The sequence below is a fragment of the Variovorax sp. OK212 genome (assembly GCF_900112425.1).
GTDB lineage: Bacteria > Pseudomonadota > Gammaproteobacteria > Burkholderiales > Burkholderiaceae_C > Variovorax.
In genome coordinates this window covers 60,389-84,436 of the sequence record NZ_FOLP01000024.1, presented here as the reverse complement: position 1 = coordinate 84,436, position 24,048 = coordinate 60,389, and the positions used below count along the sequence as shown (strand labels likewise).

At 69.0% G+C, this 24,048-nt stretch carries 24 protein-coding genes; 6 read left to right on the top strand and 18 right to left on the bottom strand.

Annotated features, from left to right (window positions below):
- Positions 1 to 50: 50 nt before the first annotated feature.
- Together mltB and BM004_RS35505 are read left to right on the top strand one after the other, a co-directional pair.
- Entirely contained in the window at positions 51 to 1,151 is a 1,101-nt protein-coding gene (gene mltB / locus BM004_RS35510; protein ID WP_093220748.1) for a lytic murein transglycosylase B, read from the top strand.
- Between the two features lie 5 nt (positions 1,152 to 1,156).
- Positions 1,157 to 1,777 (top strand): HD domain-containing protein, encoded by a 621-nt coding sequence (locus tag BM004_RS35505; protein WP_093220746.1) that lies wholly within the window; start codon positions 1,157 to 1,159, stop codon positions 1,775 to 1,777.
- 36 nt (positions 1,778 to 1,813) lie between these two features.
- On the opposite strand, the gene BM004_RS35500 is transcribed toward BM004_RS35505, so the two are convergent.
- From BM004_RS35500 to BM004_RS35460, 9 genes are all read right to left on the bottom strand, one after another.
- The gene (locus BM004_RS35500; protein ID WP_093135415.1) at positions 1,814 to 2,317 is read right to left on the bottom strand and encodes a hypothetical protein; all 504 of its coding nucleotides are present in this window, start codon (positions 2,315 to 2,317) and stop codon (positions 1,814 to 1,816) included.
- A gap of 4 nt (positions 2,318 to 2,321) precedes the next feature.
- Positions 2,322 to 3,392, bottom strand: a complete 1,071-nt coding sequence (locus BM004_RS35495) for a beta-ketoacyl synthase N-terminal-like domain-containing protein (protein WP_093220743.1) — start codon at positions 3,390 to 3,392, stop codon at positions 2,322 to 2,324.
- Entirely contained in the window at positions 3,389 to 3,619 is a 231-nt protein-coding gene (locus BM004_RS35490; protein ID WP_371271183.1) for an acyl carrier protein, read from the bottom strand. The genes BM004_RS35495 and BM004_RS35490 overlap by 4 nt, the downstream gene beginning before the upstream one ends.
- A 74-nt stretch (positions 3,620 to 3,693) precedes the next feature.
- Complete coding sequence (locus tag BM004_RS35485) at positions 3,694 to 4,851, bottom strand: ABC transporter permease (RefSeq protein WP_093220741.1); 1,158 nt, start codon at positions 4,849 to 4,851, stop codon at positions 3,694 to 3,696.
- Positions 4,852 to 4,856: 5 nt separating this feature from the next.
- Positions 4,857 to 5,765, bottom strand: coding sequence for an ABC transporter ATP-binding protein (locus BM004_RS35480; protein ID WP_093220738.1), 909 nt, complete (start codon positions 5,763 to 5,765; stop codon positions 4,857 to 4,859).
- Entirely contained in the window at positions 5,765 to 6,745 is a 981-nt protein-coding gene (locus tag BM004_RS35475; protein ID WP_093220736.1) for a BtrH-related acyltransferase DarH, read from the bottom strand. The genes BM004_RS35480 and BM004_RS35475 overlap by 1 nt, the downstream gene beginning before the upstream one ends.
- Positions 6,742 to 7,137 carry a DarG family dialkylresorcinol biosynthesis protein gene (locus tag BM004_RS35470; protein ID WP_093135428.1) on the bottom strand — a complete coding sequence of 132 codons (396 nt, stop codon included), beginning with the start codon at positions 7,135 to 7,137 and terminating at the stop codon, positions 6,742 to 6,744. The genes BM004_RS35475 and BM004_RS35470 overlap by 4 nt, the downstream gene beginning before the upstream one ends.
- A 60-nt stretch (positions 7,138 to 7,197) precedes the next feature.
- The gene (locus BM004_RS35465) at positions 7,198 to 8,334 is read right to left on the bottom strand and encodes a beta-ketoacyl-ACP synthase III (RefSeq protein WP_093135431.1); all 1,137 of its coding nucleotides are present in this window, start codon (positions 8,332 to 8,334) and stop codon (positions 7,198 to 7,200) included.
- Positions 8,324 to 9,394 carry a hypothetical protein gene (locus tag BM004_RS35460; RefSeq protein ID WP_093135433.1) on the bottom strand — a complete coding sequence of 357 codons (1,071 nt, stop codon included), beginning with the start codon at positions 9,392 to 9,394 and terminating at the stop codon, positions 8,324 to 8,326. The genes BM004_RS35465 and BM004_RS35460 overlap by 11 nt, the downstream gene beginning before the upstream one ends.
- Positions 9,395 to 9,487: 93 nt before the next feature.
- On the opposite strand from BM004_RS35460, the gene BM004_RS35455 reads away from it, so the two are divergent.
- Positions 9,488 to 10,219 (top strand): tetratricopeptide repeat protein, encoded by a 732-nt coding sequence (locus BM004_RS35455; RefSeq protein WP_177206714.1) that lies wholly within the window; start codon positions 9,488 to 9,490, stop codon positions 10,217 to 10,219.
- Positions 10,220 to 10,231: 12 nt separating this feature from the next.
- Here the strand turns inward: BM004_RS35455 and BM004_RS35450 are convergent, their stop codons facing one another.
- The 8 genes from BM004_RS35450 to glpD form a co-directional block, all read right to left on the bottom strand.
- Positions 10,232 to 10,939 carry a hypothetical protein gene (locus BM004_RS35450; protein ID WP_093220730.1) on the bottom strand — a complete coding sequence of 236 codons (708 nt, stop codon included), beginning with the start codon at positions 10,937 to 10,939 and terminating at the stop codon, positions 10,232 to 10,234.
- Between the two features lie 136 nt (positions 10,940 to 11,075).
- Complete coding sequence (locus BM004_RS35445; protein ID WP_093135441.1) at positions 11,076 to 12,806, bottom strand: ABC transporter substrate-binding protein; 1,731 nt, start codon at positions 12,804 to 12,806, stop codon at positions 11,076 to 11,078.
- Between the two features lie 92 nt (positions 12,807 to 12,898).
- Positions 12,899 to 13,207, bottom strand: coding sequence for a DUF2160 domain-containing protein (locus tag BM004_RS35440; RefSeq protein ID WP_093135444.1), 309 nt, complete (start codon positions 13,205 to 13,207; stop codon positions 12,899 to 12,901).
- Positions 13,208 to 13,217: 10 nt separating this feature from the next.
- The gene (locus BM004_RS35435) at positions 13,218 to 14,030 is read right to left on the bottom strand and encodes a carbohydrate ABC transporter permease (protein WP_093135549.1); all 813 of its coding nucleotides are present in this window, start codon (positions 14,028 to 14,030) and stop codon (positions 13,218 to 13,220) included.
- 72 nt (positions 14,031 to 14,102) lie between these two features.
- Positions 14,103 to 14,993: a carbohydrate ABC transporter permease gene (locus BM004_RS35430; protein ID WP_093135446.1), complete on the bottom strand. Its 891-nt coding sequence runs from the start codon at positions 14,991 to 14,993 to the stop codon at positions 14,103 to 14,105.
- Between the two features lie 172 nt (positions 14,994 to 15,165).
- Positions 15,166 to 16,236 (bottom strand): ABC transporter ATP-binding protein, encoded by a 1,071-nt coding sequence (locus BM004_RS35425; RefSeq protein WP_093220728.1) that lies wholly within the window; start codon positions 16,234 to 16,236, stop codon positions 15,166 to 15,168.
- 84 nt (positions 16,237 to 16,320) lie between these two features.
- Positions 16,321 to 17,397, bottom strand: coding sequence for an ABC transporter ATP-binding protein (locus tag BM004_RS35420; RefSeq protein WP_093220726.1), 1,077 nt, complete (start codon positions 17,395 to 17,397; stop codon positions 16,321 to 16,323).
- Between the two features lie 146 nt (positions 17,398 to 17,543).
- Positions 17,544 to 19,214 carry a glycerol-3-phosphate dehydrogenase gene (gene glpD, locus BM004_RS35415; RefSeq protein WP_093135454.1) on the bottom strand — a complete coding sequence of 557 codons (1,671 nt, stop codon included), beginning with the start codon at positions 19,212 to 19,214 and terminating at the stop codon, positions 17,544 to 17,546.
- A gap of 121 nt (positions 19,215 to 19,335) precedes the next feature.
- On the opposite strand from glpD, the gene BM004_RS35410 reads away from it, so the two are divergent.
- Both BM004_RS35410 and glpK read left to right on the top strand, forming a co-directional pair.
- On the top strand, positions 19,336 to 20,106 hold the full coding sequence (locus BM004_RS35410) for a DeoR/GlpR family DNA-binding transcription regulator (RefSeq protein ID WP_093135457.1): 771 nt from the start codon (positions 19,336 to 19,338) through the stop codon (positions 20,104 to 20,106).
- Between the two features lie 20 nt (positions 20,107 to 20,126).
- Positions 20,127 to 21,623, top strand: coding sequence for a glycerol kinase GlpK (glpK, locus tag BM004_RS35405; protein ID WP_093220723.1), 1,497 nt, complete (start codon positions 20,127 to 20,129; stop codon positions 21,621 to 21,623).
- 42 nt (positions 21,624 to 21,665) lie between these two features.
- Here the strand turns inward: glpK and BM004_RS35400 are convergent, their stop codons facing one another.
- A complete protein-coding gene (locus BM004_RS35400; protein WP_093220721.1) occupies positions 21,666 to 22,124 on the bottom strand; it encodes an SH3 domain-containing protein in 459 nt (152 codons plus the stop codon).
- A 203-nt stretch (positions 22,125 to 22,327) separates the two neighbouring features.
- Here BM004_RS35400 and BM004_RS35395 point away from each other — a divergent pair, with 203 nt between their 5' ends.
- A complete protein-coding gene (locus tag BM004_RS35395; RefSeq protein WP_256220197.1) occupies positions 22,328 to 23,986 on the top strand; it encodes a phosphoethanolamine transferase in 1,659 nt (552 codons plus the stop codon).
- The last annotated feature ends 62 nt before the right edge of the window (positions 23,987 to 24,048 follow it).

The following is a 24,048-nucleotide window of genomic DNA, read 5'->3' as shown; positions in this document are numbered from 1 at the left end:
CACATGTGTCCCTGAAGGGGCGCCGCGCACACGGACGTCACAATCAACCCATGCGATTTTTCCTCCCCAAGCCGTCGCGCGCCGCTGCGGCAGCCGCACTTCTCGTCGCCTGCTGCGCAGGGTCCACGGGCGCTGTAGCCCAGAAGTCCTCCAATGGCCGCGGCGCGGCCGTGAACCCGGTGCGCGGCAGCACGCCCTACGCCACGCGCGAGGACGCGATGCAGTTCGCCGACGAAGTCGCCGAGCGCCGCGGCCTCGACCGCGACTGGGTGCGCGCCACCATCGGCAGCGCGCGCTTCCTGCCGAACGTGCCGCGCCTCATGCTGCCCGGCCCGGTGGGCACGGTGAAGAACTGGCAGACCTACCGCAGCCGCTTCATCGACCCGGTGCGCATCGCAGCCGGCGTGCGCTTCTGGCGCGCCAACGCCGACACGCTCGCGCGTGCCGAGCAGGTGTACGGCGTGCCGCCGGAAATCATCGTCGGCATCATCGGCGTGGAGACCATCTACGGACGCAACATGGGCAACTTCCGCGTGATCGACGCGCTGGCCACGTTGTCCTTCGACTTTCCCGACGGCCATCCGCGCGCCGCCGAGCGCAAGGCCTTCTTCCGCGGCGAGCTCGAGAGCTTCCTGAGCACCGAGAGCCGCACCGCCGACGACCCGCTCACGCCGCTGGGCAGCTACGCGGGCGCCATGGGCATGCCGCAGTTCATGCCCAGCAGCATGGCCAAGTACGCGGTCGACTTCGACGGCGACGGCCGCATCGACCTCGTGAACAACCCGACCGACGTGATCGGCTCGGTCGCCAACTACTTCAAGTCCTTCGGCTGGCGGCCCGGCACGCCGGCCATCTACCCGGTGCACTTCGACGAGGCACGGCTGCAGAAGGCCGTGCTGCTCGCACCCGACATCCTGCCGACCTTCAGCGCCGACAGCTTCGTGGCGGCCGGCGCGGTGCCCGAAGGCGAAGGCATCCGGCACAAGGGGCTGTTCGCGCTGATCGAGCTGCAGAACGGTGCCGACGCGCCGCCCACCTACGTGGCCGGCACGCGCAACTTCTACGTGATCACGCGCTACAACTGGAGCAGCTACTACGCCATGTCCGTGCTCGACCTCGGGCAGGAGGTCAAGGCGGCGATGGAGCAATAGGCGCCATGACGCCCGAGGCATTGCACGCGAACTGGAATGCGGCCTGGCACGCGTTGGGTGTCGCCGCACCCGACGCTGCGTTGTGCGACGAGCTTCAGCGCCGCTACGCCGAGCCGCAGCGCCACTACCACACGATGCAGCACCTGGGCGAATGCCTCGCGTGGTTCGAGCGCGAGCAGGCCCTGGCCGAACACCCCGGTGAAGTGGCGCTCGCGCTGTGGTTCCATGACGCGATCTACGACGTGCACGCGCACGACAACGAGGCGCGCAGCGCCGACTGGGCAAGGCAGGCCCTGCGGGCGGCGGGTGCGAATGAGGCAGCAGCCGAACGGGTGCACGCGCTGGTCATGGCCACGTGCCACGACGCCGTGCCCGAAGGCCGCGACGCCGAACTGCTGATCGACATCGACCTGTCGATCCTCGGCGCCGAACGCGCGCGCTTCGACGAATACGAACGCCAGGTGGGCGCGGAGTACGCCTTCGTTCCCGACGCTGTGCGCCTGCCGCGCCGGCGCGCGATCCTGCAGCGCTTCCTGGACCGCCAGGCGATCTACGCGACCCCGCGCATGCATGCCCAGCTCGAGGAGCGGGCGCGCCTCAACCTTCGGCGTTCGATCGCGGGCTGAACCAGCCCCGGCCTGCTCAGGCCTGTTCAAGCCTGCTCAGGCCGCCACCAGCCGCCACCACTCGGTGCACGGCGGTTCGTCGTCGCGCTCTTCCTCGACCACACCGAACAACAGGCCTTCGGGTGCCGCGCCCAGCGTTGCCAGCTGCAGCAGGCGCTGCGGATCGCGGCACAGCATGAAGCTCGCATCGCCCTGCCAGTCGAGGCAGCGCCCCACCTCGGCCAGCATCAGCGCCGGCTGGCTCTGCATGAAGGTGAACGGCATCGGCAGGCCCGCGTCGAGCTGCGCCAGGCCCGCATGCGTCGCGCCCCATGCACCGCGGCGGCTCGCCACGCGGATGCGGGCACCCGCGGGCAAGGCGGGCTCGCCCGCGGCGTCGAGGCAGCAGCGCGCACCGTACATCGCCAGTTCGGTCCACACGCCCACGCGGCGCGGACGCCGGCCGATGCGGCGCGCCAGGTCATCGCGCCAATCGGCGGGCGGCGGATGCGCGGCGAAGTGGGCGACGGTGCGCCAACCTTGAAGAGCTTGCGCGTTCATGGGTTCATGCCTCGCAGTCCTTCAACACGAGCGAGGCATGCCCGCCGCCGAAGCCGACCACGTTGAGCAGCACGTGCCGCAACGTGTGCGGCGCCTGCGTGCCCAGCGCGATGCCGAGCGAGTCATCGAGCGGATAGTCCACCGGCGGCCACGCACCGCTTTCGATGCAGCCGACCAGCAAGGCCAGCTCCGCCGCGCCGGCGGCGCCCAGCGTGTGGCCGATCGCCGACTTCAGCGACACCAGCGGCGGCAGCGGCGCGAACACCTGCTTGAGCGCGTCGGCCTCGATGGCATCGTTGACCGGACTGCCCGCGGCCTGCACCTTGATGAGATCGATGTCGCCGGGCCGCAGCCCGCTGCGCGCCAATGCCTCGTGGCACATGGCGAGCACCGCGCTGGCCTCGGTGCCCGACGGGTTGCGCCCGTCGACCACGTTCGAGCCGCCCAGGAGCTGCCAGCGCGCGGGCTGCGAACGCAGGCGCAGCGCCGCCACCGCTTCGCCGAGCACCAGGCCCTTGCGCTGCGCGCCGAAGGGCTGAGCGCTGTCGGGCGCGAGCAGTTGCATCGCGCCGAAGCCGGCCACGGTGAAGCGGTTGTCCAGCTCGGCGCCGATCACCAGCGCCTCGGGTGTTTCGCCGCCGCGAACCAGGTCCGCGGCCGCCAGAAGCGCATTGAGCGCCGAGGTGCAGGCGGTGGACACGGTGAACACCGGCCCCTGCCAGTCGAGCTCCGCGGCCACGATGCCGGCAAAGTCCTGCAAGTCGCCGCCGAGCCGCAGGTCGTGCTTCTCGCGCTCCATGAAACCGATGTCCAGCGAGGACGACGCGACGAACAGCGGTGCGGTGCGCGCGCCCCAGTCGCCGGTCTGCGCGACCACGCGGCGAACGGTGGCGCGCAGGCGCTGCGTCCAGTCGCCGTCCTGTACGGCCAGCTTGTAGACCGGCCAGCGCACCCCGCCCGCAACCTCGACCGGCGTGGGCGCCACGCCGCCGCGCTGCAACGATGCCAACGCCGACGGCATGTCGTCTCCCAGCACGCAGGCCAGGCCCGTGCCGGCCAGGAAGACACCCGTCATGCCTTGCCGGCCGCCGCCAGGTGCTCCGCCAGGTGCGCGACGGAGGTCAGCGCGCGCCGCGTTTCCTTGCTGTCGGGCATGCGCAGGCCGAAGCGCTGCTGGATCGTCATCGACACCTGCAAGGCGTCGAGCGAGTCGAGGTCGAGCCGGGCCTCGGGGCCGAACAGCGGCTCGTCGTCGCCGAGGCCGCCAGCGGGCGCCTCCTTCTCGACGGCTTCGAGCACCATGGCTTTCAGGCTGGCAATGAATTCAGGGGTGACCGTGCTCAATTTGTTCACTTGGTTCACTTGGTTCACTTCGCTCAAGGCAGGCGCCTGCGAAACAGAAAAACGGCCAGGAGGAACATCAGTGCCGCGAACAGGACCAGCCGGCCGATCTGCGGCAGCGCATCGGCCACGCCGCCGCCGCGCAGCAGCACGGTCAGCAAGGCCTCGAGCCCCCAGTTCATCGGCGAGACCTCGACCAGCCGCTGCATGAAGCCCGGCATCACGAACTTGGGCACCATGATGCCGCCCGCCGCCGCCATCAGCACGTTGACCATCGGCCCGATGGTGGCGGCCTGCGCATGGCTGCGCACCAGGCAGGCCAGCGCGAGCGACAGGCTCACCGCCGCCAGGCTCACGGCCGCGAGCGACAGCAGCAGCGCGCCCCAATGGATGCCCGCGAGCGACAACGCATCGCCGCCGATCAGCGGCATGAACCAGATGCCGGCCGCCAGCATCAGCACGGCCTGCAGCGCGTTCACGCCAAGGTACGGCAGCGCCTTCGACGCCAGCAGCATGGTGCGCGACACGCCCAGGCTCTGCAGCCGGCCCAAGGCGCCCGAGCTGCGCTCCTGCACGAACAGGCTGGACAGCGAGGCCACCACGAAGAACATGCCGAACACCAGCCAGGCCGGCACGTTCTGCTGCACCGAGGTCGGCCGCGGGCCGGCGGTGGAGAAGCGCTCGGCGCGCACCATCGCCTGGATCGACGCGTCCGGCGCGGGGCTGGCCGTGCCTGGCACCGCGAGCGCGAGCCGCGCCTTGAGCTCGCCCGACGCACCGACCAGTTCGGCGCGAAGCGCGTTGAACAGGTTGGCGTCGATGCCCGGCTCGGTCAGCAGCTGGATGCGCGACTGCGTCGACAGCGCGGCCGACTCCAGCTCGTCCGACAGGCCCGGCTCCAGCACGATCACGTACTTCAGCGAACCGTTGCGCAACCGCGCCTGCCAGTCGGCGCCCAGCGGTTGCGGCGCGCCATGGTTGCGCTGCCACAGCTGCTGCAGCCACCGCGCGGGCGTGGCGGTGTCGCGCATGTCGATTGCATAGGCCAGCTCTGCCAGCGGCGGGCGGTAGATGTCCTTCAGCGTGAGCGACATCAGCACGATGAAGACCATCGGCATCAGGAACAGCGCCGCCAGGCCGTGCATGTCGCGCACGAGCGCGAGCAGTTCCTTCTTGATGAGCGCCAGGAGCATGGGTTTCAGTCGCGCAGCGAGCGGTGGGTGAGCGCCATGAAGAGCTGCTCGAGGTCGTGGCGGCCGAACTCGGCATGGCGCACCACGATGCCCGCGGCTTCGAGCGCGGCCAGCACGGGGCCGGGGCCGCTGCCGGTGTTCAGGTGCACGCGCCAGTGCACGCCGCCCTGCTCCACCGTGCCGAAGCGCGAGAGCATCTCGGCGTCGAGCCCGTCGGCCGCCAGCGTGAGCAGCATCGCGCTCTTCGACAGCAGCTCGTCGAGCGAGCCTTCGCGCAGCACATGGCCGCTGTCGAGGATGGCCACGCGGTCGGCAATGGCCTCGATCTCTTCCATGTAGTGCGAGGCGTAGATCACCGCCGCGCCCTGCTGCGCGAGGCTCTTGATGGCGTCGAGGATGAACGCGCGCGACTGCGGGTCGACACCCACGGTGGGCTCGTCGAACAGCATCAGCTCGGGTTCGGGCAGCAACGCGATCGCCAGGTTGAGCCGGCGCTTGAGGCCGCCCGACAGCCGCTCGGCGCGCACGCCCGCGAACTGCTCCAGCTGCGCGAACTGCGTGCAGCTTTCGATGCGCTGCTTCTTGCGCGCGCCCGCGAGCCCACCCGCCGCGGCGAAGCAGGCGAGGTTCTCGGCCACGGTGAGCATCGGATAGAACGCATGCTCCTGCGGCGCCACGGCAATGCGCGTGGGCGCCTTCGCGCGCACCTGCCGCAGCGGCTGCCCGTCGATGCGGATCTCGCCCGATTGCACGGCGAGCGCGCCCGACAGGTGCGAGATCAGCGTGGTCTTGCCCGCGCCGTTCGGCCCGAGCAGGCCCAGCACGCAGCCGCGCGGCACCGCGAGCGACACATCGGCCAGCGCGGTTGTTTCAGCGTGCGGGTAGCGGTAGCCGAGCTTGTGCAGCTCCAGCATCAGGCGACGGCGGCCTTGAGGTCGCGGAAGAAGTTTTCTTCCTGCTGCGCCTGCTCGCGCAGCTTCACGGCCAGCGCGGCAGGGTCGACCGCCTCGCGGCCCTTCACCATGCGCGCCGCCTTGAGTGCAAAGGCACGCCAGCCGTCACCGATGGCGATGAGCCGCTCGGACATCTGCTGCAGCTGCGGCTTGTCGAGCAGTTGCGCCGCCTCCTGCAGGAACCCGGCGTAGATGAAGCGGAAGCCCGCGCCGCCGGTGCCGATTTCTTCCTGCATGCGCACCACGTGGCCGATGAAGTCGACGCTGCGCGGGTCGGCGGGCGAGAGCTTCTGCATGCGCTTGGCCAGCGTGCGCATGCCGCGCACGCCGACGATTGGAATGGGTGCCAGCATGTTGCGCACCGTCTTGCGGATGGCCTTGGTGACCGAGGCCGCGTCGACCGCCTTGCGCTCGATGGCCTGCGGGTAGTACATGAGCCCCTTCGGCGCCAGCACGCCCTTGGCGAAGCGCGCGCGCGTCAGGTCGCCGCTCGCGCAGCGCACGGGCTCCTCGAACACCGGGTCGCTGATCAGGTAGTCGTCGCCGTCCTTGCCGTACACCAGCAGGTTGTGCGCGTTGAAATGGAAGCGCATGTTCGGCGGAAAGTACGGCAGCCAGTACACCGAGGTCTGCAGCCCCACCAGCTGGCCGTCGGCCAGCAGGGCGTCGAGCCGCTCTTGCCCCGCCTCGGGGCTGCGGAAGGTCTCGAAGCGAAAGCGCGCGGCCATCGGCGCCAGCAGGCCCTTGATGATGGCCTTGGGCGGCATGCGGTACGAAATGAGGGGCAGGCCCGACAGCTTGATGAACGGCAGGTACGCGAACGAAATGGCCGACGACAGGCCGAGCGCCATGCTCTCGCTCATCGGCGCGCCGTGGTGGCGCATGAGGCTGGAGATGACGCCGCTTTCGCAGTGGGCCGCCTGTTGGTGTTGGAAGTTCACGGCAAGCCCTGCAAGGTGGAAACGGACAAGCCCAGCGCGTCGCCGTAGCGCGCGAGCTGGGCCGGCGACAGCGCGGCGAAGTGGCGCGGCTGCAGGTGGCGGCGCACGCGCCATTGCCAGAAGCCGCTGGTCTGCGAGAGCAGCGCCACGTCCATGCGGCGCGCGTACATCCAGTACGCCAGCGGCGAAGCAAGCCCCGCCTTCACGCGGTCCTTGGCGGCCTGCGCCTGTTCGACCAGCACGTCGACCGCATGGCTGGTGACGATTTCTTCGGCCTCCCAGCCGCGCGAGGTGGTCGTGACGACACGGCCCTGCGCGTCGCGCGCGTACATCAGCTTCGAATGGCCGTCGAGGGTCGCATTGCCCTCCTGCGGAACTGCGTCGAGGTCCATGTCAGGTCTCCGGCCGGGCCGCCCCGCGGGGGGGCAGCGATACGCGAAGCGGCGTCGGGCTCATACCGCTTCCAGGTAGATGAAGCCGCTGGAGAAGCGGCCGCTTTCGGGCACGAACATCAGCAGCTTCTGGCCTGGCTTGATACGGCCCGAGCGGAACAGCTCGTCGAGCATGATGTACGGCGACGCCGAGCCCGTGTTGCCCTTGCTCGCGAGGTTGCTGAACCAGCGCTCGCGCGGAATGTGCAGCCCCAGCGACTCGAGGCACTGGCTCACCGGCTCGACGAAGTAGCGAGAAGAAAGGTGAGGCAAAAACCAGTCGATGTCCGCCGACTTCAGCCCGCGCCGCTCGATGATGGCGGCCAGCGGCTCGCCCAGCGTGGCGCGCACGATGTTCTCGTTGAGCAGGCGAACGTCCTGCTTCACGGCAAAGGTCGACTCGCGCTGCCAGTCTTCGGGCGACTTGCGCCCCCAGCCGTCGAGCCCGCCTTCGGCGTTCTTCTCGGCGCCGGCGTACATGCACACCGGCAGCTCGTGCGCCGCGGAAGACAGGTCGATCCACTCCACGCGCAGCGACAGCGGGCCGCGCGGCTCGCGCTCCAGCAGCACCGCGCCGGCGCCGTCGGACAGCATCCAGCGCAGGAAGTCTTTCTCGAAGGCCAATTCGGGCCGGGCCTCGAGTGCTTCGAGCTTGTGCTCGAGCTCGGCTTCGAAGCGCGAGCCGCGCATCACGGCCGAAGCCAGCTCCGAGCCCGTGGCCACCGCGCGGCGCGCATCGCCCGCGCGCACCGACAGCCATGCGTGCTTCAGCGCCGTGGTGCCGGCCAGGCAGATGCCCGCGCAGGCCACCACCTCCAGGCGCGGCCAACCGAGTTCGCCGTGCACCATCACTGCGTGGTTGGGCATGAGCTGGTCGGGCAGCGAGGTGCCGGTCACCAGGCAGTCGACCGGGCCCACGTCGTCGCCCAGCGCGCGGATGGCCGACGCGGTGAGCTGCGCGTTGCTCATGGCCAGCGCGCCGGTGGCGCGGTCGATGGCGTAGTGGCGCAAGTGGATGCCGTTGCTGCGCAGGATCAGCCGCCGCGCGCGGGACGCCTTGCCGCCGATGCGGCCGAGGACTTCTTCGATGTCGTCATTGCTGACCGGGGAGAAGGGCAGAAAGGCGGCGGTGCGGGTCAGGAAGACATCAGTCGTCATAAAGCGGGGTGCGGTCGGTGGCGGAGCCCGACGGGCACTCGAATTGGGCGGTCATTTTAGTCAGCCACCCTCTGAACAACGGCCGCAGGATCGCCTGCAGCGTCAGGCTCACCGGCACCACCGTGACGATCAGCGCGATCAGGAACAGCACGTACAGCAGCAGCAGCGGCTTGCGCTGCCACGCGCCGGGCCCGCCGGCCGCCATGATCAGCTTGCCCCAGAGGTAGAAGCTGCGCGTGCCGGCCTTCTCGCTGACGAGCAGTTTCGCGTCGGCGCGCACCGCGCCCAGCCCGGCCAGCAGGGGCTGCGTGCCGCGCTCCAGGTTCTTGCCCAGCGCGTCGCGAAGGGCGCGGCCGAAGCGGCCGGTACCGCGGATCTGTTCGGTGCTCAGCCCCGCGTCGGGCATGCCCCAGAAACCGCGCTTGCGGCCCCAGATCAGCCAGGCCGGCGTGGTGAAGAAGGTGGCCAGCGTGGGGCCGGGGTCGGTCAGCACCACGTTGTCGATGAGCCGCGCGCCCACGTCGGCGAGCATGCCCTTGAGCTTTTCGTGCGCGAGCAGCCACATGTTGCGGCACGCAATGACGGTGACCACCGGCTTGCCCTCGAGCAGGCGAGCCGCCACCGGGTGCTTCAGGAAAGCGGCCACCGGCTGCGACGGCGCGAGAAACCACACCTGGTACGGCAGGATGACGAGGTCGAAGTCTTCCTCGCCCGTGAGCGACAGCGGCGCCAGGGGCTGCGGCTTCATGTGGGCCGATTCAGGGAAGGCGTCGAAGAACGCGAGGAACGGCCAGGGAAACGGGTATGGCGCCAGCGGACGCAGCACTTCCTCATGGACCTGTATGGCCGGATCCGCGCGCAGCGGCGCGACGATCTGTTCGGCGACCTCGTCGAGCTGGCCGGACTGCGAGTAGCGGAGAACCAGGACGCGCTTGACGACGTTTCGAGGGGCGGCGGCAGGGGCGGAGGGGCTGGGGGAGCTGGAGGTCACGGGGGTCGGCGTTTCGAAGGCCGTCGAATGTAAGCGAAGCCCGTGCCGAAAGCATCTGCCATTGGTCATGCCGTCGCACTAATCAGACGGTCGATGGCAACTAATGCGCGTCCTGCGCGCTACATTCGACGCACCGCGCCGCCGACCCCGTCCATGTCCGCCATGCAAGCTCCGCCCGCCTCCGTCGAACAGCTCCTGGAGCTCGCGATCCGCCTCGTCAATGCGGGACAGGCGTCGCATGCGCGGCAACTCTGCGAACACGCGCGCACCCGGCACCCGCCCCACCCCGCCGTGCTGCAGCTGCTGGCGCGCCTGCAGCTGGCCGACGGAGCGTTCACAGACGCCGGCGCCTCCATTGCCGAAAGCCTCGCGCTGCGCCCCGGCCACGGCCCCTCGCTGCTGCTGGCGGGCGACGTGGCAAGGGCGGCTGGCGATTTCGCGCAGGCCCTTCGGCATCACGAGCGCGCCGCGGCGCTGATGCCCGGGCGTGAAGAACCGCTGCACGCGCTGGGCCTCACGCTCAAGGCCGCCGGCAACGGGGCCGGCGCGGCGCGCGCGCTGCGCCAGGCCGCGGCCCTGGCGCCCGCGCACGGCGCTGTCTGGTTCGACCTGGCGCTCGTGCTGCAGGACCTGGGCGAGTTTGACGGCGCGGCCGACGCGCTGCGCCAGGTGCTTCGCGTGTCGCCGCCGCGCGCAGAAGTCGAGGTCAACCTGGGCATCGTGCTGCAGGAGGCCGGCCGCATGGACGAAGCCCTGCGCGCCTATGGCCGCGCCTACCGCCTGCACGAGAGCACCTTCGGGCGCATCGCCCACGCGCTGTCGACCGCGCCCACCGGACGCCTCTGGCTGAACCTCGACGACCTGCGCGCAGTGCTGCGCACTGCGCCGGCCTGAACGATGTGAGCGTCACCCCGCGCCGCGCTTGCTGCGAAAGGCCTTCCGGTAGACGCCGGGCCCGGCCATGATCTTCTCGGCGAGCTGCGCGTAACCCTCCATCTGCGCCCCGGACATGGGCTCGCACTGCAGCGCGAGCGGCTCGCGCGGCACGGGGTAGCACTGCGCCACGGGCGTGCCGCGCGGCAGCACGCCCTCGAAGCCGGGGTCGGTCCAGACCGCGGGAAAGTTGATGCCGACCTCGTTGAACCGGTCGGCGTCGACCAGCCCCGTGACGAGCCGGAACGGCAGGTCGTCGCGATTCACCGGGTGCACCGCCATCAGCGACCACCCTTCATCGAGCGCGACCGTCCAGAAGCTGTTGAACTTGACGGCCGACTGTGCGCCGTGCGCGAGGGGCGAGCCCGCGAGCTGCTCGGGCACATGAAAGCTCAGCGGCGCGCGCGGATGCCCGGGCACCGACAGCGCGGGCAACGGCCAGTCCCAGCTGAACTGCCCCGCCGCCACGCGCACGTCGCACGGCAGCAGCACCATGAAACCGTGCGCCATGGCATCGACGAACGGCGGGCACTGCTTGACGGTGCGGATGCTGCGCTGGTGCACCGGCGACGGCGCCCGGGGCGCCATCTGGCGCAGCCAGTCGGGCAGCATGGCCTTTGCCGGCACCGGGCGCGGCAGCAGGTCGAACAGCGCGGGGTCGCAGCGGAATTGGATGTTCATGGGCCGCCCATTGTCTTTGCTCCTTCCCCCTTGGGGGAAGGCTGGGATGGGGGCAGGCCTCATGAGGCGCCGCGTATCTTCAGAAGCCGTCGTGCCCCCACCCCGGCCCTCCCCGAACGGGGGAGGGAGCAATGCCTTACCTGACGCGGCCTTCCTTCCAGGCGGTCAGCAGCTTGTCGTAGGCCACCGTCTCGCCCTTGGGCTTCTCGTTGGCCAGCTTCTTCCACGGTGCCTGGTCGCTGCTCAGCCACTTGTTCGGGTCGCCCTTGGCATTGAGCTTGGGCGGGCAGTTGGCCATGCCCGCGCGCTGCAGGCGGCCCATCACGTCGTCCATCTCGTTGGCCAGGTTGTCCATGGCGGCCTGCGGCGTCTTCTCGCCCGTCACGGCCACGGCCACGTTCTTCCACCAGAGCTGCGCGAGCTTCGGGTAGTCGGGCACGTTGTTGCCGGTCGGCGTCCATGCCACGCGCGCGGGGCTGCGGTAGAACTCGATCAGGCCGCCGTACTTGGCCGCGTTCTTGGTGAAGTAGTCGGAGCGGATGTCGCTGTCGCGGATGAAGGTGAGCCCGACGATCGACTTCTTCAGCGAGGTGGTCTTCGAGGTCACGAACTGCGCGTAGAGCCATGCCGCGGTCGCGCGGTCGGGGTCGTTGGACTTCAGGAAGGTCCAGGAACCCACGTCCTGGTAGCCGTTCTGCATGCCGTCCTTCCAGTAGGGACCGTGCGGGCCGGGCGCCATGCGCCACTTCGGCGTGCCGTCGGCGTTCACCACGGGCAGGCCCTGCTTGATCATGTCCGCCGTGAAGGCCGTGTACCAGAACACCTGCTGCGCGATCTGCCCTTGCGCAGGCACCGGACCCGATTCGCCGAAGGTCATGCCCATGGCTTCCTTGGGCGCGTACTTCTTCATCCAGTCGATGTACTTGGTCAGCGCATAGACCGCGGCCGGCGAGTTGGTCGCGCCGCCGCGCGACACGGCCGCGCCCACCGGCGTGCACTTGTCGTCGGCCACGCGAATGCCCCACTCGTCGATCGGCAGGCCGTTGGGAATGCCCTTGTCGGCCGCGCCGGCCATCGACAGCCAGGCGTCGGTGAAGCGCCAGCCCAGCGACGGGTCCTTCTTGCCGTAGTCCATGTGGCCGTAGATCGGCTTGCCGTCGATGGTCTTCACGTCTTCGCTGAAGAAGGCGGCGATATCCTCGTAGGCCGACCAGTTGATCGGCACGCCCAGGTCGTAGCCGTACTTGGCCTTGAACTTGTCCTGCAGGTCCTTGCGCGCGAACAGGTCGGCGCGAAACCAGTACAGGTTGGCGAACTGCTGGTCGGGCAGCTGGTACAGCTTCTTGTCGGGCGCCGTGGTGAAGCTGGTGCCGATGAAGTCCTTCAGGTCGAGCCCCGGGTTGGTGTAGTCCTTCCAGGCGCCGCTCATCTGGTCGGTCAGCGCCAGGGCCGTGCCGTAGCGGTAGTGGGTGCCGATGTGGTCGGAGTCGTTGATCCAGCCGTCATAGATCGACTTGCCCGACTGCATCGAGGTCTGCAGCTTCTCGACCACGTCACCCTCCTGGATGATGTCGTGCTTGACCTTGATGCCGGTGATTTCCTCGAAGGCCTTGGCCAGCGTCTTCGATTCGTACTCGTGCACGGTCAGTGTTTCCGACACGACCGAGATTTCCTTGACACCCTTGCCTTGCAGCTTCTTGGCGGCGTCGATGAACCACTTCATTTCCTCCATCTGCTTGTCCTTCGACAAGGTGGACGGCTGGAATTCACTGTCGATCCATTTTTTGGCTTCGGCCTCGCCAGCCCAAGCGCCGTGCGTGGCGAACATCGCCGCCGCCATTGCCAGTGCCGTATAGCGCATCTTCATGACTGTGTCTCCTCGGTTGGTACTTCCCCGGTCTGTCTGGTCGCGGCTCCGGGGAGGCGGAGAGCCGGACGTCCGTCGAAAACCCGATGGGCTCAGCCCTTGCGCATGACGAGCGCGAGAACGAGCATCGAAATCACGAAGCTGATCCAGATCGACGGCTCGGCCTCCAGGCTCATCCACTCCTGGAACTTGCCGGCCAGGCCGACGAAGGCCAGGTTGATGTACGCGGCCGAGAGCAGGCCGATGAAGAGACGGTCGCCGCGCGTGGTTTCGATGGGCAGCCAGCCGCGCCGCAAGGTGGTGGGCGACTTGAACTCCCACACCGTCATGCCGACCAGCATGAGCGCGATGCAGATGAAGAACACGGCCACCGGTGTGGTCCAGACCATCCAGTTGAACATGCTGCTCTCCTTAGACACGGCCCATCGCGAAACCCTTCGCGATGTAGTGGCGCACGAACCAGATCACGATGGCGCCCGGCACGATGGTGAGCACGCCGGCCGCGGCCAGCGTGGCCCAGTCCATGCCCGAGGCGCTCACGGTGCGCGTCATGGTCGCCACGATGGGCTTGGCGTTCACGCTGGTGAGGGTGCGCGCCAGCAGCAGCTCGACCCAGCTGAACATGAAGCAGAAGAACGCCGCCACGCCCACGCCGGCCTTGATGAGGGGCAGGAAGATGCGCACGAAGAAGCGCGGGAACGAGTAGCCGTCGATGTAGGCCGTCTCGTCGATCTCGCGCGGAATGCCGCTCATGAAGCCTTCCAGGATCCACACCGCCAGCGGCACGTTGAACAGCAGGTGCGCCAGCGCCACGCCCAGGTGCGTGTCCATCAGGCCGACGGTGGTGTAGAGCTGGAAGAACGGCAGCAGGAACACCGCGGGCGGCGTCATGCGGTTGGTCAGCAGCCAGAAGAACACATGCTTGTCGCCGAGGAACGAGTAGCGCGAGAACGCATAGGCGGCGGGCAGCGCCACGGTGAGCGAAATGACCGTGTTGATCGCCACGTAGATCAGGCTGTTGATGTAGCCCGAGTACCACGACTCGTCGGTGAAGATGCGCACGTAGTTCGCCCACGTGAAGTGCTGCGGGAAGAACGAGAAGCTCGACAGGATCTCCTCGTTCGTCTTGAAGCTCATGTTGATCATCCAGTAGATGGGCAACAGCGCGAACAGGATGTACAGCAGCAGGAAGATGCTGCGCTTGTGGAACCGCTTGTCAGACATGTCGACCCCCTTGGCGCTGCGCGCCGTTCCCCCGCGGGGGCGCATCCGCCTCGAGGCGGCTCGGCGACGGATTCATTTCTCCACCTCCGCTTCCTGCGTGCCCACCCGCTGCATCCAGTTGTAGAGCACGAAGCACAACAGCAGGATGATGAGGAAGTAGATCAGCGAGAACGCCGCCGCCGGCCCCAGGTCGAACTGCCCCACGGCCTTCTGCGTGAGGTACTGGCTCAGGAAGGTGGTGGCATTGCCCGGCCCGCCGCCGGTGAGCACGAAGGGCTCGGTATAGATCATGAAGCTGTCCATGAAACGCAGCAGCACCGCGATCATGAGCACGCCGCGCATCTTGGGCAGCTGGATGTAGCGGAACACCGCGAACTTGCTGGCGCCGTCGATGCGCGCGGCCTGGTAGTAGGCGTCGGGAATCGAGCGCAGGCCGGCATAGCAGAGCAAGGCGACCAGCGGCGTCCAGTGCCACACGTCCATCACCAGCACCGTGAGCCAGGCGTCGGTGGCGCTGCCCGTGTAGTTGTACGAGATGCCCATGGCCTCCAGCGCGTGGCCGAACAGGCCGATGTCGGTGCGTCCGTAGATCTGCCAGATGGTGCCCACCACGTTCCACGGGATGAGCAGCGACAGCGCCACCACCACCAGCACCGCGGACGACTTCCAGCCCTTGGCCGGCATCGACAGCGCCAGCGCGATGCCCAGCGGAATCTCCACCAGCAGCACCGACAGCGAGAAGCCGAGCTGGCGCAACAGCGCCTCGTGCAGCTCGTCGTCGCGCATCACGGCGGCGAACCACTCGGTGCCCACGAAGACCCGGCGCTCGGGCGAGATGATGTCCTGCACCGAGTAGTTGACGACCGTCATGAGCGGCACGATGGCCGAGAACGCGACGCACAGCAGCACCGGCAGCACGAGCCACCACGCCTTCTGGTTGATGGGCTTGTTGGTGGCGTTCATGGCTTGGCTCCGTTCCCGCGAAGTGCCTGCAGGGCTCCTTCCCCCGCTGGGGGAAGGCCGGGATGGGGGCGGGCAGAGCGCCCGGTGGATGCGCCGCTTGCGCCCACCCCCGCTTTGCCCCGGGAGGGAACGGAGCAACACAAGGCGGCGGGGTCGAACGAGACGAGGTTGTTCATGCGACCAGCTCCTCGTCCTTGTAGTAGCAGGTGTGCGCGTCCAGCACGCGCACCCAGACCGTGTCGCCCACGGCCGGCGGCGGGTCGTCCGAATGCAGGCGCACCTTCAGCACGCTGCCGCCGGCCTCCACGCCCAGCATCAGGTGCGTGCCCACGTCCTGCACCTGCCTGACCACCGCCGGCACCGCCCCGCTCGCGCCCGCGCTCGACAGCCGCAGGTACTCGGGGCGAATGCCGATCTTCAGCGGCCCCTGCGGCAGTTCGCGCGTGGGCACCAGTGGCGTGCCGGCCACCTCCAGCGTGCCACCGGTGTTTTGCGCTGCAAGAAAGTTCATGCCCGGCGAGCCGATGAAATGGCCGACGAAGGTATGGGCCGGCCGCTCGAACAGCGCCTCGGCACTGCCGACCTGCACCGCCTTGCCGCGCGTCATGACCACCACCTCTTCGGCGAAGGTGAGCGCCTCGACCTGGTCGTGCGTGACGTAGATCAGCGTGAGCTTCAGCTCGCGATGGATCTGCTTGAGCTTGCGGCGCAGCTGCCACTTCAGGTGCGGGTCGATCACGGTGAGCGGCTCGTCGAACAGCACCGCCGACACGTCGCTGCGCACCAGGCCGCGGCCCAGGGATATCTTCTGCTTGGCGTCGGCCGCCAGGCCGGCGGCGCGCTGGTTGAGCTGCCCGCTCATGTCGAGCATCTCGGCGATCTCGCCCACGCGCTTCCTGATCTGGGCTTCGGGCACCTTGCGGTTGCGCAGCGGGAACGCGAGGTTCTCGGCCACCGTCATGGTGTCGTAGATCACCGGGAACTGGAACACCTGCGCGATGTTGCGCTCCTGCGGCGTGGCGCGCGTCATGTCGCGCCCGTCGAACTTCACCGTGCCCTGCGAAGGCACCAGCAGCCCCGAGATGATGTTGAGCATGGTCGTCTTGCCGCAGCCCGACGGGCCGAGCAAGGCATAGGCGCCGCCGTCGCGAAAGCTCATCTGCAAGGGCAGCAGCGCATAGTCGCTGTCCTGCGTGGGGTTGGGACGGTAGGCGTGCGCGAGGTCGAGGTCGATGCGGGCCATGTCAGACCTCCCGCCGGGCCGCCCCAAGGGCGGTCTGCGCCCCCTTGGGGGGCAGTGAACACACGCGGTGATGAACGTGGGGGCTCATATGTTTCCTTTGCGCCAGGCGGGCGCCAGCGCCAGCTTTTCGCCGGCATCGAACACATAGGCTTGCGAGGCGCTGAAGTACAGCGTGATCGGGGCGCCCAGCTCGAAGCGGTGCACGCCGGTGAGCTGCGCCACCAGCTCGCCGACCGCGGTGTCGACGTGCACGAAGGTGTCGGAGCCCGAGATCTCGGCCAGCTCCACCTTGCCGGGCAAGGCGACGTCGCCCGCCCCGTCGTTGACGTTCAACGCGCTCGCGCGCAGGCCGACCGTGACCGCGCCGGCCGCGCCTTGCGGCAGGGCCAGCGCCAGCGCGGGGCCGCCGGCCAGCTGCACCTGGCCGGCGGTGGCCGTGCCGGGCAGCAGGTTCATCGGCGGATCGCTGAACGCGCGCGCCACGCGCAGCGACTGCGGTGCGTGGAACACCTCGGCTGTCGGGCCGTACTGCAGCAGTTCGCCCGCGTCCATCACCGCCGTGTAGCCGCCGAGCAGCAAGGCCTCGCCGGGCTCGGTGGTCGCGTAGATCACGGTCGAGTCGCCGGTGGCGAAGAGCTGCGTCAGCTCCTCGCGCAAGCCCTCGCGCAGCTTGTAGTCGAGGTTCACGAGCGGCTCGTCGAGCAGCATCAGCGGCGCGTTCTTGGCCAGCGCGCGCGCCAGCGCCACGCGCTGCTGCTGGCCACCCGACAGCTCCTGCGGATAGCGGTCGAGGAACATGCCGATGTGCAGCTTGTCGGCCAGCGCCTTCACCCGCGCGTCGATGTTCGTCTCGCCGCGCAGCTTGAGCGGCGAGGCGATGTTGTCCGCCACCTTCAGCGACGGATAGTTGATGAACTGCTGGTACACCATGGCGACGTTGCGCTCGCGCACCGGCATGCCCGTGACGTCCTTGCCGTCGACCAGCACCTTGCCGGTGGTGGGCGTGTCGAGCCCCGCCATCAGGCGCATGAGGCTGGTCTTGCCGGCCTGCGTGGCGCCGAGCAGCACGGTGACCGCACCGCTGCGCGGCGCGATGCTCTGCTCGTAGAGCCAGGTTTGCGCGCCGACCTTCTTGGTCACGCGCTCCAGAGTCAGTTGCATGTGTCCCCTTCGCCCGTTTCGGGTCTTGGTTCAGCCGCTGTTCACTTGCTCTCTCTGTCGCTCTCTATCGCTCTCTGTCACTCGCGATCGGGCTTCTTCAGCCGGTCATCGTCGCGCCACTGCGCTCCTGCGCCCCTGCCCTCTGTTCAGGCGGCTTTCGCATGGCTGCTCAGCCATGCCGCCACCTGCTCGCGTTGCCCGGGCGTGTAGTGCAACCCCAGCTTGGACCGCCGCCAGAGCACGTCGTCCGCGCTCATGGCCCACTCGTGGTCCCGCAGGAAGTGCAGCTCGCGCTCGAACAGGCCGGGTGCCACCTCGGCACCCAGGTCCGCGAAGGATTTCGCGTCGCCCAGCACGTCGGCAATGCGGGCGCCGTAGGCCCGCGCCAGGCGGCGCGCCAGCTGGCCGTAGAGCCAGGGGTGCCTGGCCTGCACGGCCGACACGAAGCGCTCGAAGTCGTCGTCGGGGCGGCGGGCGGCGCCGATCCAGCCCGACAGGTCGCCGCCCGCCATGAAGGCGCCGTCGGTCCAGGCCGGGCGCTGCGCGTTCGACTGGCCCAGCATCTTGCCGACCTCGTCGGCCGCGTCCTCGGCCAGCTTGCGGAAGGTGGTGATCTTGCCGCCCCACACCGACAGCAGCGGCGCGGCCGTGGTGTTCGACTCGAGCAGGTAGTCGCGCGTGACGGCCGACGGGTCGCCCGAGGCGTCGTCCAGCAGCGGGCGCACGCCCGAGTAGGTCCACACCACGTCGGCCGGCACGATGGGCTTCTCGAAGTAGCGGCTGGCCTGCGTGCAGAGGTAGTCGATTTCTTCCTGCGCGATGCGCGCGGCGCCCGGGTCGTCGCCGGTGAGCTCGATGTCGGTGGTGCCGATCAGCGTGAACTCGTCCTGGTAGGGAATGGCGAAGATGATCCGCTTGTCGGGGTTCTGGAAGATGTAGGCGTGGTCGTGCTCGAACAGGCGCGGCACCACGATATGGCTGCCCTTGACCAGCCGCAGGCTCTTGGTGGCCAGTGCCTCGCCCTTGGCCGACTGCGCCACGCCGCGCAGGAAGGATTCGGCCCATGGGCCCGCGGCATTGACCACCGCGCGGGCGCGCAGCGTGCGCTGGGCGCCGTCGGCCCCCTGCAGCGTGGCGGTCCAGCCGTCGGCGCCGCGCTGGGCGTGCACGCAGCGCGTGCGCGTGAGCACCTCGGCGCCGCGCGCCCGTGCGTCGAGCGCGTTCAGCACCACCAGCCGTGCGTCGTCGACCCAGCCGTCGGAGTAGACGAAGCCGCGCTTGTACTGGTCCTTCAGCGGCTTGCCGGCCGCGTGGCGGCGCAGGTCGACGCTGCGCGAAGGGGGCAGCACCTCGCGCCTGGCGAGGTGGTCGTACATGAACAGGCCGATGCGGATCATCCAGGCCGGGCGCATCGAGGGGTCGTGCGGCATCACGAAGCGCAGCGGCCACATGATGTGCGGCGCGCTCTTGAGCAGCACCTCGCGCTCCTGCAGCGCCTTGCGCACCAGGGAGAACTCGTAATACTCGAGGTAGCGCAGCCCGCCGTGGATCAGCTTGGTGGAAGAAGAGGAGGTGTGCGAAGCCAGGTCGTCCTTCTCGCACAGCACCACGCGCCAGCCGCGGCCCGCGAGGTCGCGTGCGATGCCGCAGCCGTTGATGCCGCCGCCGACGATCAGCACGTCGCAATCGGCGGCCGGACCGGGCGCGGACGCAGGCGAAGCAGACGAATTGAGGGAAGAATCGCTCACCGGAAGGGCTTCCATGGATCCATGACTTGGGTCACCAACGGCGGCCATTGTATTTTCGGGATTTTTCATTTAGGTTCCTTTGAGCGCGATTTTCCCCCGAGTTTTCCCTTAGTTGATTCGTTTTCTTTCGTTTTAAAGTGACACGCACGGTAACCTTGCCTGCAGTCTTACTGCCCCTCGCGACGCCCCTGTGAACTCCAATCCGCGCCAGATCAACCTCCTGGACACCGTGCGCACGCGCGGCTCCGTCACCGTCGAACAACTGGCCGAAATGCTCGGCGTGACCCTGCAGACCGTCCGGCGCGACGTGCAGCGGCTGGCCGACGAGGGGTTGCTCACGCGTTTCCACGGCGGCGTGCGGGTGCCCAGCTCGACCACCGAGAACATCGGCTACCAGCAGCGCGAAACCCTGCATGCCGACGGCAAGGCGCGCATCGCCCGCCGGGTGGCCGAACTGGTGCCCAACGACTGTTCGCTGATCCTGAACATCGGCACCACCACCGAGGCCATCGCCAAGGCGCTGATGCGCCACACCGGCCTGCGCGTGATCACCAACAACCTGAACGTGGCCACCATCCTGAGCGGCAACACCGCCTGCGAGGTGATCGTGGCGGGCGGCTCGGTGCGCGCGCGCGACCGCGCCATCGTGGGCGAAGCCACCATCGACTTCATCCGCCAGTTCAAGGTCGACATCGCGCTCATCGGCGTGTCGAGCATCGAGGCCGACGGCTCGCTGCGCGACTTCGACCTGCGCGAGGTGAAGGTGGCGCAGACCATCATCGCGCAGGCACGCGAGGTGTGGCTGGCGGCCGACGCGAGCAAGTTCAACCGGCCCGCGATGATCCAGCTGGGCACGCTGTCTCAGATCGACCGGTTCTTCACCGACGCCGAGCCGCCGGCCCCGTTCCCCGAGCTGCTGGAAAGCGCCCAGGTGCGCCTGGAAATCGCGCGCGACAACTGACCCGAAGGGACAACGACCGAATGACGACCTACCTGCTCGCCTTGGACCAGGGCACCTCCAGCTCGCGCAGCATCGTGTTCGACCGCGAAGGCCGCATCGTCGCCATCGCGCAGAAGGAACTCACGCAGATCTACCCGCAGCCCGGCTGGGTCGAGCACGATCCGATGGAAATCTGGCAGAGCCAGCTGGCCACCGCGCGCGACGTGCTCGCGAAGGCGAAGCTGAAGCCCGCCGACATCCACGCCATCGGCATCACCAACCAGCGCGAGACCACCGTGCTGTGGAACCGCAAGACCGGCCAGCCGGTGCACCACGCCATCGTCTGGCAGGACAGGCGCGCCGAGCCGCTGTGCGCGAAGCTGCGCGAGGACGGCATGACCGACACCATCCGCGAGAAGACCGGGCTAGTGATCGACGCGTATTTTTCCGGCACCAAGCTGCGCTGGCTGCTCGACAACGTGCCAGGCGCGCGCGCGCAGGCCGAGCGCGGCGAACTGGCCTTCGGCACCGTCGACAGCTGGCTCATGTGGCAGCTCACCGGCGGCAAGGCGCACGTGAGCGACGTGAGCAACGCCTCGCGCACCATGCTCTTCAACGTGCACGACAACGCCTGGGACGCCGAGCTGCTGAAGGCGCTCGACATCCCCGCCGCGCTGATGCCGACGGTGCAGCCGTCGAGCTCGCACTTCGCCGACACCGACGAGGCCCTGCTGGGCCGCGCGCTGCCGATCGGCGGCGTGGCCGGCGACCAGCAGAGCGCCCTCTTCGGCCAGGCCTGCTTCGAGGCCGGCATGGCCAAGAACACCTACGGCACCGGCTGCTTCCTGCTGATGCACACGGGCGGCGCGTTCCAGCCCTCGCAGAACGGCCTGCTCGTGACCAGCGCCGCGCAGACGAGCGCGCAGCCGCAGTACGCGATGGAAGGCAGCGTGTTCGTCGGCGGCGCCGTGGTGCAGTGGCTGCGCGACGGGCTCAAGGCCATCAAGGGCAGCGCCGAAGTGCAGTCGCTGGCCGAGAGCGTGCCCGACGCGGGCGGCGTGATGATGGTGCCGGCCTTCACCGGCCTGGGCGCGCCCTACTGGGACGCCGACGCGCGCGGCACGATCACCGGCCTCACGCGCGGCACCACGGTCGCGCACATCGCGCGCGCCGCGCTCGAAAGCATCGCGTACCAGAGTGCTGCGCTGCTGCAGGCCATGAGCCGCGACGCGGTGGCCGCGGGCGGCAAGCCCGTGGCCGAGCTGCGCGTGGACGGCGGCGCGAGCGTGAACGACCTGCTGATGCAGTTCCAGGCCGACCTGCTGGGCATTCCGGTGGTGCGGCCCGAGGTCGTCGAGACCACGGCGCTGGGCGCCGCCTACCTCGCGGGCCTGTCGACCGGCTTCTACAGCGACGCGCGCGAGCTGTCGAAGCTGTGGAAGGTCGAGCGCCGCTTCCTGCCGACCATGGGCCGCGCGCAGGCCGAGGAATCGATGGCGCGCTGGGAGCGCGCCGTGCGCCAGGCCACGGCGACCTGAGGGCGGCTACGGCCACGGTCACGACTACGGCCTTGCTTGCGCCTACCAGCCCCAGGTGAGGCGCTTCGACACCCACCCCGTGGTGCCGCTTTCGTGCCGCACCTTGAGCCAGTCGCCGCGCTGCTCCAGCGTGCGCAGCACGTCGCCGTAGCCGGCCTTCTTCACGATGGGGCTGCGCGTGCCCGGCGCGCGGCGCAGGTTGGCCACCCGGGCCTTCACCACGCGGTGCGGCGTCTTGCTGGTCATGGGGCGGAACACCCAGGCCTTGTCGCCTTCGAAGTCGCTCACGTGCAGCCAGTCGCCCTTCCTGCCGATCACCTTGAAGGGGTAGCCCTTGCTGACGGTCCAGTGCGTCTCGTGGCGCGGGCCGGGGCCGGTGCGCATGTTCAGCGTCTTGACGGCGACGCTGACCATCTGTTGGGCGGCGGATGCGGACGGCAGGGCCATCCATGAAAGAGCGAAGGCGAGCAGCAGGGCGGGCAATCGGCTGAATCTGACCATGGAGCGAAGGTTCCTTTTCTTGAGGCTTGAAAAATGTCCGGCAAGGCCGGGCGAGCCCGTCTGGGCGCGCAAGGCCGAATAAGTTCCTTCGGGGATATCCCTGAATGCACCTCGCGGGCATCGGGGCACTGGGGTTCGGGGCGCGGGGCCGGGGGCAGAATCCGGCCGCCCCGACTGCCCTGGCGCTCCGCTGCGCCAACCGCTTGACCGCCCTTTCTTCTCCCGACTCCCCGCCGCGCCCCGCATCCCATCGCCGCGCGTGGCTGGCCTGCGGCGTGGTCGGCGCCACGCTGCTCGCGCTCATCGCGCTGGGCCACGACGGCCGCCGCATCGCGCAGCTCGCGGTGCTGGCCCTGCCCGCCGTGCTGTGGCTGCTGTGGCCGCTGCACAGCGCGCGCATGCGGCAGCTGCGCACGGTGTTCGTCTGGCTCTGGGTCATGGGCTTCGCGCTCGACGCCGCGGTGCGCGCCTACCTGCTCGACACCTACCAGGCCGCGCCCGACGGCGCGATGGTGCTGGGCGCCGCCGCCAACACCAATGCGCGCGAGGGCGGCGAATACCTCTGGATGCACTGGCGCTCGGCGGTCGTGTGGTGCGCCGTGCTGGTGGCGGCCGGCGTGCTGGTGGGCATGTTCGCAAGGCGCGGCGCGGTGGCGTCCGCCGCTTCGGCACGTCCTTCACGCGGGATCACCGCACTGGTCGCGCTGGCGCTGCTGCTGTCCTGCGTGGCCTATGCGAGCAAGCCGTGGCGCCGGCTGCATCCGGCGATATTCTGGACGCAGTGGGTCGACTCGCTTCACACGCTGCAGGCCGCCTGGGCCGACCAGCAGAAGCAGCGCGACCGGTTGATGGCGCAGGCCAAAGGCATCGCGCCCGTCATCACGCAGGCCGGGCCTTCGACCGTGGTGCTGGTCATCACCGACAGCATCAACCGCGACAACATGGGCCTGTACGGCTACGGCCGAGCGACCACGCCGCGCCTGCAGGCGCACAAGGCGCAGGCCGGCGAGCAGATGACGGTGCTGAAGAACGCCTGGTCGGTGGACGCCAGCACCCTTCCCGCGCTGCGCAACATGTTCCACTTCGGCCTGCCCGAGGGCGACGACCCGCCGCACGTGCTGGCCCTGGCACGCGCCGCGGGCTACAAGGTCTGGTGGATCAGCAACCACGACGACCTGGCCATCGAGCAGCAGCACGCACGCTTCGCCGACGTGGTCGACATGGTGAACCGCACGCCCGGGCGCGCCAGCGCCTCGCTCGACGGCGAGATCCTCGACTGCGTGCAGGAAGCGCTGGCCGACACCGGCACCGAGCGCAAGCTGATCGTGGTCCACCTGATGGGCGCGCACCCGCACTACAGCCTGCGCTTTCCAGCCAATGCCAACCCCTTCGACGACGACGTCGACGCGGTCGAGAGCGGCCTCGTGAAGGAAGGCCGCTCCGCCTGGGTGCGCCGCTTCCGCCAGGAGTACGACGCCGCGCTGCTGTACCACGACTTCGTGGTGTCGGAGCTGCTGCAGCAGACGCGCGCCCCCGGCAAACCCGGCAAGCCCGGTGAGTACCGGGCATGGATGTACCTGTCCGACCACGGACAGGAAGTGGGCCACGTGAGCGACCGTGCCGGCCACAGCCCGGCGACGGCATCGGGCTACCGCATTCCCGCCGTCGTGTGGCGCAACCGCGAGCCCCTGCCTGCCGAGGCCGCGCAGCAACCGTTTCGCGCGGACTGGACCGGGTGGACGCTGATGAACCTGCTCCACATCCAGTGGAACGGCCAGCAGGCCGAGCGCGATGTGCTGGGGAGCAGCTACCGCTGGCAGGCGCCGCGGATTCCGGTGGCGGTGGAGTCGTTCACGCGCTAGCTCCGGCGCTGCGTCAACAGCTGTGGCAGCGTGATGCGTTCAGCGCGGCACCTCAAGTCGCG

Bases quoted from the DNA above. Each gene is read 5' to 3' on its own strand.
- mltB (WP_093220748.1), top strand. From the start codon at position 51: ATGCGATTTTTCCTCCCCAAGCCGTCGCGCGCCGCTGCGGCAGCCGCA.
- BM004_RS35505 (WP_093220746.1), top strand. From the start codon at position 1,157: ATGACGCCCGAGGCATTGCACGCGAACTGGAATGCGGCCTGGCACGCG.
- BM004_RS35500 (WP_093135415.1), bottom strand. From the start codon at position 2,317: ATGAACGCGCAAGCTCTTCAAGGTTGGCGCACCGTCGCCCACTTCGCC.
- BM004_RS35495 (WP_093220743.1), bottom strand. From the start codon at position 3,392: ATGACGGGTGTCTTCCTGGCCGGCACGGGCCTGGCCTGCGTGCTGGGA.
- BM004_RS35490 (WP_371271183.1), bottom strand. From the start codon at position 3,619: ATGGTGCTCGAAGCCGTCGAGAAGGAGGCGCCCGCTGGCGGCCTCGGC.
- BM004_RS35485 (WP_093220741.1), bottom strand. From the start codon at position 4,851: ATGCTCCTGGCGCTCATCAAGAAGGAACTGCTCGCGCTCGTGCGCGAC.
- BM004_RS35480 (WP_093220738.1), bottom strand. From the start codon at position 5,765: ATGCTGGAGCTGCACAAGCTCGGCTACCGCTACCCGCACGCTGAAACA.
- BM004_RS35470 (WP_093135428.1), bottom strand. From the start codon at position 7,137: ATGGACCTCGACGCAGTTCCGCAGGAGGGCAATGCGACCCTCGACGGC.
- BM004_RS35465 (WP_093135431.1), bottom strand. From the start codon at position 8,334: ATGACGACTGATGTCTTCCTGACCCGCACCGCCGCCTTTCTGCCCTTC.
- BM004_RS35460 (WP_093135433.1), bottom strand. From the start codon at position 9,394: ATGACCAATGGCAGATGCTTTCGGCACGGGCTTCGCTTACATTCGACG.
- BM004_RS35455 (WP_177206714.1), top strand. From the start codon at position 9,488: ATGCAAGCTCCGCCCGCCTCCGTCGAACAGCTCCTGGAGCTCGCGATC.
- BM004_RS35450 (WP_093220730.1), bottom strand. From the start codon at position 10,939: ATGAACATCCAATTCCGCTGCGACCCCGCGCTGTTCGACCTGCTGCCG.
- BM004_RS35445 (WP_093135441.1), bottom strand. From the start codon at position 12,806: ATGAAGATGCGCTATACGGCACTGGCAATGGCGGCGGCGATGTTCGCC.
- BM004_RS35440 (WP_093135444.1), bottom strand. From the start codon at position 13,207: ATGTTCAACTGGATGGTCTGGACCACACCGGTGGCCGTGTTCTTCATC.
- BM004_RS35435 (WP_093135549.1), bottom strand. From the start codon at position 14,030: ATGTCTGACAAGCGGTTCCACAAGCGCAGCATCTTCCTGCTGCTGTAC.
- BM004_RS35430 (WP_093135446.1), bottom strand. From the start codon at position 14,993: ATGAACGCCACCAACAAGCCCATCAACCAGAAGGCGTGGTGGCTCGTG.
- BM004_RS35425 (WP_093220728.1), bottom strand. From the start codon at position 16,236: ATGGCCCGCATCGACCTCGACCTCGCGCACGCCTACCGTCCCAACCCC.
- BM004_RS35420 (WP_093220726.1), bottom strand. From the start codon at position 17,397: ATGCAACTGACTCTGGAGCGCGTGACCAAGAAGGTCGGCGCGCAAACC.
- glpD (WP_093135454.1), bottom strand. From the start codon at position 19,214: ATGAAAAATCCCGAAAATACAATGGCCGCCGTTGGTGACCCAAGTCAT.
- glpK (WP_093220723.1), top strand. From the start codon at position 20,127: ATGACGACCTACCTGCTCGCCTTGGACCAGGGCACCTCCAGCTCGCGC.
- BM004_RS35400 (WP_093220721.1), bottom strand. From the start codon at position 22,124: ATGGTCAGATTCAGCCGATTGCCCGCCCTGCTGCTCGCCTTCGCTCTT.